General features: G+C 61.6%; 7 protein-coding genes. 4 read left to right on the top strand and 3 right to left on the bottom strand.

Annotated elements, in window-relative coordinates; translation table 11 throughout:
• Together F0Q34_RS21140 and F0Q34_RS21135 are read left to right on the top strand one after the other, a co-directional pair.
• Nucleotides 1-1,656, top strand: a 1,656-nt coding sequence (locus F0Q34_RS21140) for a helix-hairpin-helix domain-containing protein (protein ID WP_370751322.1), incomplete at its 5' end; no start/stop codon positions are given.
• A 307-nt stretch (nt 1,657-1,963) separates the two neighbouring features.
• Nucleotides 1,964-2,206 (top strand): hypothetical protein, encoded by a 243-nt coding sequence (locus F0Q34_RS21135; RefSeq protein WP_149814359.1) that lies wholly within the window; start codon nt 1,964-1,966, stop codon nt 2,204-2,206.
• Nucleotides 2,207-3,095: 889 nt separating this feature from the next.
• On the opposite strand, the gene F0Q34_RS21130 is transcribed toward F0Q34_RS21135, so the two are convergent.
• Entirely contained in the window at nt 3,096-4,196 is a 1,101-nt protein-coding gene (locus F0Q34_RS21130; protein WP_149814358.1) for a hypothetical protein, read from the bottom strand.
• A gap of 16 nt (nt 4,197-4,212) precedes the next feature.
• Nucleotides 4,213-5,643, bottom strand: coding sequence for an MBOAT family O-acyltransferase (locus F0Q34_RS21125; protein WP_149814357.1), 1,431 nt, complete (start codon nt 5,641-5,643; stop codon nt 4,213-4,215).
• A gap of 475 nt (nt 5,644-6,118) precedes the next feature.
• On the opposite strand from F0Q34_RS21125, the gene F0Q34_RS21120 reads away from it, so the two are divergent.
• Together F0Q34_RS21120 and F0Q34_RS21115 are read left to right on the top strand one after the other, a co-directional pair.
• Nucleotides 6,119-6,340 (top strand): DUF4170 domain-containing protein, encoded by a 222-nt coding sequence (locus tag F0Q34_RS21120; RefSeq protein WP_149814356.1) that lies wholly within the window; start codon nt 6,119-6,121, stop codon nt 6,338-6,340.
• A gap of 1,462 nt (nt 6,341-7,802) precedes the next feature.
• The gene (locus tag F0Q34_RS21115; protein WP_149814355.1) at nt 7,803-8,825 is read left to right on the top strand and encodes a ParA family protein; all 1,023 of its coding nucleotides are present in this window, start codon (nt 7,803-7,805) and stop codon (nt 8,823-8,825) included.
• 394 nt (nt 8,826-9,219) lie between these two features.
• On the opposite strand, the gene F0Q34_RS21110 is transcribed toward F0Q34_RS21115, so the two are convergent.
• A complete protein-coding gene (locus F0Q34_RS21110) occupies nt 9,220-9,903 on the bottom strand; it encodes a tetratricopeptide repeat protein (protein ID WP_149814354.1) in 684 nt (227 codons plus the stop codon).
• Nucleotides 9,904-9,957 lie beyond the last annotated feature (54 nt).

Raw genomic sequence — 9,957 nt, 5'->3', positions numbered from 1 at the left:
GGCTTCCAGTTGCTCAAGCGGCACCACCGGAAGGATCTCGACCTGGCGGGCGTGCCCAGGGATTGCCCCGAGACCTACGCCATGCTGCGGCGGGCCGACAGCGTCGGCGTGTTCCAGGTGGAAAGCCGGGCGCAGATGAACATGCTGCCGCGGCTGCGGCCAGAAAAGTTCTACGACCTGGTGATCCAGGTGGCGATCATCCGGCCCGGTCCGATCCAGGGCGACATGGTGCATCCCTATCTGCGCCGCCGCTGGGGGCTGGAGCAGCCGAACTATCCCGGCCCCTCACCCGAGCACGGCCAGCCGGACGAACTCCGCAAGGTGCTGGAGCGCACCCTGGGCGTGCCGCTGTTCCAGGAGCAGGCCATGCGGGTGGCCATGGTGGCGGCGAAATTCACGCCTGAGGAGGCCGACAAGCTGCGTCGCGCCATGGCGACCTTCAAGCACACGCAAGGAGTGAGCGAATACCGCGACCGGCTGGTGGGCGGCATGGTGGCCCGGGGCTATGACCCTGAGCTGGCCGAGCGGGTGTTCCAGCAGCTGGAGGGCTTTGGTTCCTATGGCTTTCCGGAAAGCCACGCTGCCTCCTTCGCGCATCTGGCCTATGCCAGCAGCTGGCTGAAGCGCTGGCACCCGTCGGTCTTTGCCGCTGCCCTGCTGAACGCGCAGCCGATGGGCTTCTACGCCCCGGCGCAGATCGTCCGCGACGCCAGGGAGCACGGCGTCGCGGTGCGGCCGGTGGACGTCAACTGCAGCGACTGGGACTGCACCCTGGAGCCCGAGGCCGACAGCGCTGAGGGGCTGGCCTTGCGGCTTGGGCTGCGGCAGGCGGCGGGGCTGGTCCAGGCGGAGGCGGAGCGCCTGATGAAGGCGCGGGAAGCGGGGAACCGGTCGCCCTTCGCCTCGGTCGAGGAGGTGGTGCGGCGGGCCGAGCTCGGCCGCAAGGCCACGGAGGCGCTGGCGGCGGCGGATGCCTTTGCGGGCCTGGGGGTGCCGCGGCGCCAGGCCCTCTGGGCCGCCCGGGGCGTCGAGAAGGACGTGCCGCCCCTGCTGCGGCTGGCCGCCCGCAGCGCGGCGGCAGGCGAGCCACCGCTGCTGCCGGAGGCGGCGCCGGAGTTGCCGCCGGAACACGACGGGCAGCGTGTCGTGCTCGACTATCTGGCCACCGGCCTGACGCTGGGGACGCATCCGCTGACGTTGCTGCGGCCCCGACTTCGGGAGTTGGGCTGCCAGGACACGCGGGAGATCGATGCCCTGCCCTCCGGTAAGCGGGTGTTGCTGGCCGGGCTGGTGCTGATGCGCCAGCGCCCGGGCACCTCCAAGGGCGTCGTGTTCATCACCGTGGAGGACGAGCACGGGCAGGCCAACTTGGTGACCTTCGCGAACATCGTCGATCGCGACCGGGCAGCGCTTATCAACGCCCGGCTGCTGCTGGTCAAGGGCAAGATCGAGCGCGAGACGGAGCAGGCCGAGGTGCCGGTGACGCACATCATCGTGGAAAAGCTCACTGACCGGACGGACCTGCTGCAGGGGCTGAGTTCGGCGGAACCGGCGGATTGGAGCGCGGCGGCGCTGGGGCGGGCCGATGAGGTCAGAAGGCCGGAGCCGGGATCACGCAGGCCGGTGCTGCAACTGAAAAGCAGAGATTTCCACTAGCGCTGGCTGCGGATAATCGGGTTTGCTCTCCAACATTCCATCAACATTCTTGGGGTATGAGGCAGTGTCGCAATGCCGAGGCCTCCATGAACGAGCCATGGTCGCAGCACCAGATCATCGTCGAGCCTGCCGTTCAAATCAGGCAGGCTGAAGTCGTGTTCGGGTCAGGCCGAGCGCTGGTGCGGGGCGGGATAAAAGGTGAAGCATGACAGTGCCCCGTGTGGGGCGTCAGCTTAGACGGCCACCTCTCTCACTACCCACGTCCCTATCAGATAGAAAAACCGCTTTCAGAAAAGGAAGTACTCAGTTGAAGGTTTATCTTGATAAAAACGGCGAAAAAATCCTCATCGGGCGGGCTGATGTACCCGAAGGGTTGCCTTTCTTTGATGTAGAGCTGTTTGGATCATCATCAATGATCACTGACAGATTTACGATTGGCAGTGTGACACACCTGCATGCTGGTCAACCTCCTTTCGTAGAGACAGCAGTTATTGTACGTCCTGGGCAATATGCAGAGATACTGCCAGGATGGCAGCCACTGTCAGCCTAATGAGACCTGTGCGCGGGTGGTCGGATGCCAAGCCAGAGCGCCGATCATAGGCGTGACCTTGCAAAACTGAAACCTGGCTCACAATGGCTGTATCGGCGTCAGCACCGGTATACGTCTTGTAGCCGTGGGTCACGCGGCGCCGCTAGTGACCGGACCGGCAGGCTTCCTGATCCTGGTCACTGGCAGAGGTTGATCACCATGGCATCGACCAGCATGCCTGTTTTCACCCTCACAGCCTTGGCTGTGAGATGCTCCGTCACCTCGGCAAACAGCACCTGGTCCAGTCTGCGAGCCACCAAATGTCTCCGAAGCCGGGCAAGGCGGTGCGTTCCGGTGTCGGCTCCTGCACGGCAAAGTCTTAGAAGCGGCGGAAAGACACGCGGTCGTCCAGCGCCTCGGCCAGTCTCACACCCGACAAATCATGCACCGCGACCATAATCGCCTTGAACAGAACGAGCGACGGCCAGGGGGGCGCCTTTGGCTGCGGCATGGATCTTGCGGAGCGTCGCCGCGATGGAACGCCGGTCGATCAGTCTGTCCAGATCACCCAGAGATGAACGCCTGTCACGTGCAGGAGCAAACCGAAGCCTTCCTGGGCAATTCGGGTCGCGACATCCACTGATCTCCAGGTTGAACACAGAAGTCAGCGAATCAAGAAGCACGGCCAACTTCAACCAAGATCCGCGCGCAGGTCTCATGAGGTCTGGGTAGTGGGCGACGATGCCAGCCACGCCCGTCAGGGGGAAAGACACATCCGGAGCACCGAAGGTTACCGAGAACTATTACGAGAGCTGCGGCACCCTGAGGCTGCTCCTCAACAATGGCAGTTTGGTACGCGCCGAGGACAGCACGCGACCGGCGGCCAGCGGACCGTCGCGGCCTCTGTAAGTTAAGGGCTCGTATCCAAGCGGGTCATGGCCCTGCCCTGACCCAGCCTTTGCCGCGCCGTGCGCAGCACCGCCTCGGCCAGGCGATAGCCAGCTTCCGGCGACAGATGATAGGCATCGCTGAAATCGGCGCTGGTCAGTTGCGGCAGTTCCTCGCGCCGGATCACCGCCAGCTTCGGATGCTGGCGTTGCAGCGCCGCCAGATACTGCCCGAACGCCGCGTTCTGCCGCCGCAGATCGGGCGTCTCGCCCTTCGGGTTGTATTGTCCTTCCACCAGAACGGCGCCGATGCCGGCCTGCTCAAGGCTTCGCAGAAAGACATCCAGCAATTGCCCCTGGCTTTGCATGGAATGCTGCCCCCGCGCCCGCAAGGCGGCATAGTTCACCGCGTCATCCGCCGAGCGCCCCGGCCCGAAACCCGGAAGGTGGGCCAGTTGCGCGGCGCGGTTCAACAGGCCGCGGAAAACGAAATTGTAGCGATACTCCGGCAGCAGGGCGCCAAGCAGCAGGTCTCGCCGCAGATCGGGCAATGAGCCGGAGGGCAGGGCGTCCTGCACCACTGCCGCCCGTTCCGGAATCCGGTGCAGCGGAACGGGTGCCAAGCGCGCCCATTCGGGCCGCAGCTCGGCCGCCAGATCGAACTCGGAGATGTAGAGCAACACCTGGGCCGGCCGCAGGGCGATGATGCGGTCCTGGTACAGCGCCATATCCATGGGCGTCATGCCGGCGAGGGAGAAAAGCCGCAACTCCTCCCGTTCCCGGCTGAGGCCGCGATAAATGGCATGGGTCTGGCTGGAGCCCACGGCCAGGAATTCCGTGTTGCGGGGTGCCGGCAGCATGCTGCGGAAGCGCTGGGCGATGATATCCGTCTGCCGCCAATCGGCATGGCCTTGCAGCGCGACATAATAGGCGCCCCAGGCCAAAGGATTGCCGAACAAGGCAATGCGCACGGCCAGGATGGCCAACACCACGATGGCCGCACTGCGCCAGGGCCCGCGCAGCCAGCGCCGGGCCAGCCAGAACCCCAGCCCAAGGGCAATGAGCTCGGCCAGCAGCAGCAATGCGAAGCCGGGATCGATCAAGGAGAACAGTTGCGCCAGCATTGTTGTGCCCTGCCGGTCAGAACTGGAAGTAGATGAAGTGGGACATGCCAAAATCGCCAAAGGCCGGAATGGCGAAGGCGAGGCAGGCGGCGCAGGCCCAGCGTGCGGGGCTGGACAGCTGCAGTGGCCGCAAGGTGCCGTCCGGGGCACGCAGCAGCCGGTCGGCCAGCAAGGTCGCCGAGGCCAGCATCAGCAGCGTGACAATGGACGGGCCCAGCGCCGTCATCGTGCCGGCCGGCGCCGCGAAGCCGAGGGCGCGAAGGAAGCCGCCCACCTGCGCCAGGGATTCGGCGCGGAACAACAGCCAGCCCAGGCAGGTCAGATGAAACATCAGCAGTATGGCGAGGGCATGGCCTAGGGCGGGCGGCAGCCGCAGCAGAGCCGCAAGCGGCTTGGCCAGCCAGCGATGCAGCACCAGCAGGGTGCCGTGATAGAAGCCCCAGAGCAGAAAGGTCCAGGCGGCGCCGTGCCACAGCCCGCCCAGCACCATGGTGGCCATCAGGTTGCGGCTGGTCTTCCAGGAGCCGCCACGGCTGCCGCCGAAAGCGATGTAGACATAATCGCGCAGCCAGGTGGACAGGCTGATGTGCCAGTGCCGCCAGAAGGCCTGGGGCGAGGTTTGCAGATAGGGATGGCCGAAATTCGGCGGAAGCACGAAGCCCATCAGCCGTGCCACGCCGATCGCGATGCCGGAATAACCCGCGAAATCGCCCAGGATCTGGAAGGCGAAGGCATAAACACCGATCAATGCGTGCAGCCAGGATTCCGGCTGCGGCGCGCTGAAGGCGGCATTGGCGATCGGCGCCAGATTGTCGGCCACCACCACCTTGAGGAAATAGCCGAACAGGATCAGCCAAACGCCTTCCGTCACCATGGTTTCGGTGATCCGGCGCGGCGCATGCAACTGCGCCAGAACGGTTTTGGCCCGAATGATGGGCCCCGCCACCAGATCGGGGAAGAAGGCCACGAACAACGCGTAATCGGGCAGGCTGCGCTCCGGCGGGATTTCCCGCCGATACACATCGATCGTGTAGCTCAGGCTCTTGAAGACAATAAAGGAAATCCCGACCGGTAGGATGATGTTCAGCAGCGGCCAGCTGGCCGACATACCGAACAAACCCAGCAGGTCCGCGCTGCCCTGGATGAAGAAGTTGCAATACTTGAAGTACGCCAGCACACCGATGTCGAAAACAACGCTGATGGCCAGAAACAGGCGGCGCCGGCTGTTCTGCTCGGTGGTAGCGATGGCGTTGCCGCAGAACCAGTCCACCAGGGAAATGGCCGCGAGCAGGAAGCAGAAGCGCCAATCCCAGCCGGCATAGAACACATAGCTGGCCACCAGCAGCAAATGGTTCTGAGCCCGGTATCCGCCCCAACGGCCGAGTGGAAGATAGATCGCCATCAGCGCGATGAAAAAGGCGACAAAAGTCCAAGAGTTAAACAGCATAGGCTCTGGTCCGGATGGGCAGCCGAGGGTTTCCAGATTTTTTGTTCGGATTCAACACAAAATATCGTTAATGCGACAAAACGCATTTATGATCACATTCCCATCTTTGTCGTATTTATGTGATGGAAATGGATTTATAAGATCATCTTAAGCTTTGATCGTGTTCTAAAATCGCCGTGCTCTTCCCGCCTGCATGGATACGGAGGGTGTCCGTGCTGCGGCGTCGGCAGTTCCTGCTGTTGCGCGTTACACCCTTCAGCAGCCACTACCCGTCCAGCCTGCCTTGTATATGGAACAGTTCGAGCGGGTGAGGGAGGCTGCTCCGGCTTCAGTTATCGTAATGTATCGTGATGCGGCAGGAGGGTCTGCCAAGTAGTCAAAATCAGCATACGTTGCGCCCACTAGAAAGCTTGGTGTAGGCGGCACGCAGGACGGGTCAGCTCTTTGGCTCAGTTCCAGAATGGAAGGACATACCATGAGTGATCCCCTGAACGGCCGCGAAATCTGGGTAGTTTGGGGCGGGATCTTCCGGGATACGAGCTTCACCGATCTCGAAGCCGGAACCGAAGAACTGCATGGCCCCTTCTCCAGCATGCAGGACGCCGAGAAGGTGTGGCTGGAGCGGATGCGCCGCATGGTGGACATCGCCTCCCACCGGTTGTTCGTTTTGCGGGCCCTACCTGCTGGAAAACCCTGATGCGGTAGCAAATGTATGTTTTAAGGCAATGGGGAGGAGGCTTGCCCAGACAAAGGGCTAGCCTTTCTGCGCAGGGCCAGCTTGTGCGCTAAAAGCGACGCTGAAGCAACTCACCGCTCAAATAACCCGCGCGAACCGGTTCGGCTGCAAGAGCAGCATCGTCGCCACATGACTTAAAGATGCAGGCGAAGTTTGCGTGATGCTCTTCTGCTGATCGAGAGCCTTATCCCCTTAAGCGACTAATAACGGAATCCGCGGGAAAATTGGTTCGCCCGCTCGATCGAGTAAGCGGTTGGCGAAGGGCATCGAAATTCACAACCATTGGTTGCATTTTTTTCTAAAGGAATCAGCAAGACTATTCCGATCACTGTCAAGGTGATCATCAGTGTGTAGAGGGTGAGCTGGTGAAACAGCATATCTCGACCTTTATGCAACCTCTAAACCGCCTTCATCGGCTCATATCATAGATCTGCAATCTAGCGGTTTTTAGGAAAACTGCGAGCAAAATTCCTATTTTTTAGAACGGTTTTTCTGTCTCTTGGGATGTTTGTTCCGGATGGCTTCCCGGCAAAGGAAGTGGAGCAGCTTTGATGACAGAATTACCTTCCATGATCCGCGATCATGGTGCTTTGCTCCGCATAATTGTCTTCCAAGTTGCAGAGGATCGCGGTGATTTCCGGTTCTTTTAGGCCACGCTTCGTAGCGCCATATTTCATTGAAGTGGAAGGCAGAGCCGATCTCCCTGGCGCTGTACGCCGCGCTTGCGCCTTCACGACAGCGGCGTCAGGGTGGCCGCAAGACCAGGGTAAAGCGACACACCGACATGAATGCCAACTCCGTACTAACACTGGACATTGGCAAGACAGCAGCCTTGTTCATTGGCGCACCGAATCAAAAAATCTCTTAGGAGGGACCCTAGAGGTGGCGGAGGGTTGCGCCGCGGAATTGCCTCAGGCCGTCGCGGCCGCGTTGGCAGCCGCACATGCTCCCTCTTCTGGCCCGCTACGCGATGGACAGGGAGCGGCGCATGTAATGTGCTTGGCGCCGGAGTTTGTGGAAGTAACGCGAGAAGTCGGCCTGCCGCGTATCTGGGCTTGCGCGCATTTGAGTGCCCTAGGCAAGGTTTCTGCTGAGCGGCCGTGGACGCATCTGCAGACAGCTTTCATTCGTACCTGGCCGGGACGCGGCGCCAGCGCTTTCCGGGGTGAACTGGAAATCCTGCCCTTCAACGCGCTTCATCCTGTGGATAGTTTCCACAGTCAGCTACAGCGCAATCTAGTCACCTGGTCAGCCGCTACGTTCGGAGAAGCCGTTGCCGTTTTCCGGAGCCTGATTGTCACCCCCTATTCCTTCAGCTGACCATCAACGTCGATCATAGAGGCTGGCGTTGAGGGTCATATCCAGGATCCTTGCCCTGGATTTCTAACAACTTGATAAGGCGATATGAGCAGGGATTCAGCGGATGGATGGCATAGCTTTACGCAGGCTGCGTCTGCAATTACGCCTCAGCCAGTCGACACTAAAGGAAGCGCTTAATCAGGCGTTGGGTCGTTCTTACGACAAGCCGCGCATCTCGCGCTGGGAAAACGGCCACGAGCCAATCCCGAAGGACGTCGAGCGCATTCTTAATGCTATGGCGGAGGCTCGGTCACGCCATGCTCGCATCCTGGTCTTGGCCAATCAAAAAGGTGGAGTGGGCAAAACCACCTCGGCGCTCAATCTGGCCTGCGGCTTCGCCCGCCAGGGCGCGCGGGTGCTGCTGGTGGATCTTGATCCTCAGGCCACAGCGTCCGTGGCCCTCATGGCCACAGGCAGTGTTGAGGCCTACCGGCAAGGCCGTACCATGGCGCAGGTCATTCTGCGCAACCAGCCGATCACAGCGGCCATCTTTGGTGGAACCGATCCGCTGTTGCGTGGTCAGGGCAGCTTCGATCTGGCGCCCAGCCACATCGACCTGGCGGAAGCCGATGGTCGGCGCGAGCCGAGTCTTGATGTTGCCCTACGCGAAGCATTGAAGGCGGTGCAGGACCGCTATGACATTATCCTGATCGATGCCCCGCCCAATCTGGGTGTGCTAACGGTCATGGGGTTGAGCGCGGCCGATGCGGTGCTGATTCCTGTGCGCATCGAGGTCTACGACAGCATGGGTATCGAGTTGATCCTGGCCATGATTTGCAAGGTTCAACGACGACTGAACCGTGGACTGCGAGTGGTCGGCATCCTGCCCACCCAGTTCAAGGCCCGCGAAGCCGTGGACCAGGAGGTGCTAGCGCAGTTGATTGCCGCTTTAGGGAAGAAGGTGCTAGTGCTGGAGCCAGTTCTCGCTAATTCTGTGTTCAGCCATGCCATCCGAAACGGCTGCATTGCATTGGATGTTTCCCCTAGCACCTCGGCGGTGGCAACTTACGCTCGGCTGGCGGCGACACTGCTGTCTGATGCACCCTTGCCACGCGCTATGAAGCCGATGACTGGATGCAACACCTGAACCAGGATCCATATGCCGCCCTCTCCCGTGCTGGAAGCCGCTATGGTCTTTATCAGCAAATGCGGCTGAGACGCTGGTGCCTAGCAACCACTACCCATGATAGAGACGCACTACTCCACCCATTCATAGGGAGGAGGCCGGCTACTCCGCACTGCCGCGGCTTCCGCTGACCAGAGCTAGTAAATCAGCGAACCGCCTCGGAGGGAAGGTTCTCCGAAGTGTCCATACGTCTCCAGGCCGAGTGCCTAAACACCTCCTGGCTTGTGTCCTTGGCCGAGGCCCTGTTCACGCCGAGGAATGGAGCTTCCACAATCTCAAGACCCAATGCTCACCACATTCAATCGGCTCGGGAACTTACGAAAAATCTGAGCCGAAGCTGGGCTACGGCCTACTTTCACCGCAGCGCACTACCCAGCGTCTGTGCCAACGGATTCTCGACCGCCTCACCCGCTGCCGCACGGGCAACGGCATGGTTCTGCCGCACCCGCTCCGGTACGCCTGGCCGGTCTAACACACTGAAGAGCATGGCGGCGGCGGCAGCTCGTCCTTCAAGCAAGGTGGAAAGCGCCAGGTTGTTGGCCGCCGCCACATTCCCGGGCGAGACTGCCTGCGCCGCTCCGTAGCTCTGCTGCGCCTCGCCATGGCGGCCGAGGAGGTCGAGCGCCACACCCTGCCCATTCAGCGCGGCAACGTTTTGGGGTGCCTTGCGCAACAGGGCCTGATAGGTGACCAGTGCCGCCTCAGCCTGACCAAGGGCCAGCTGGGCACGCCCGGCCTCTGCCAACAGACCCGGATCGCCGGCATTCCTCTGCAGGGCGTTCTGCAAGACTTCGATGGCCTGGTCAGGCTGACCGTGCTCGAGCAAAGCACCGGCGTAGCGGCGCTGGACCTCGGGCCGGCTCGGCGCCTGCTGAGCTGCTGCCTCGTAGAGCGACAGAGCGACGTCGCCCTGCCCAGACTGCTCTGCGACAGCTGCGACACGAAGCCGAGTTGCCACCTCGTCGCGCCCGTCCGAGAGGGAGCAGCCAGTTGTCAGAAGCAGGGAGACCAGCACGAGGCCATGCGAAAAACTGGGCATGTGATTATTCCTCAGCTTCCGGAGAACTGCGCAATGAGGGTACCCATCCGGCGA

This window comes from Teichococcus oryzae, from assembly GCF_008386565.1.
In the GTDB taxonomy this organism is placed as follows: domain Bacteria; phylum Pseudomonadota; class Alphaproteobacteria; order Acetobacterales; family Acetobacteraceae; genus Pseudoroseomonas; species Pseudoroseomonas oryzae.
This window is presented reverse-complemented; position numbering and strand designations above follow the sequence as displayed.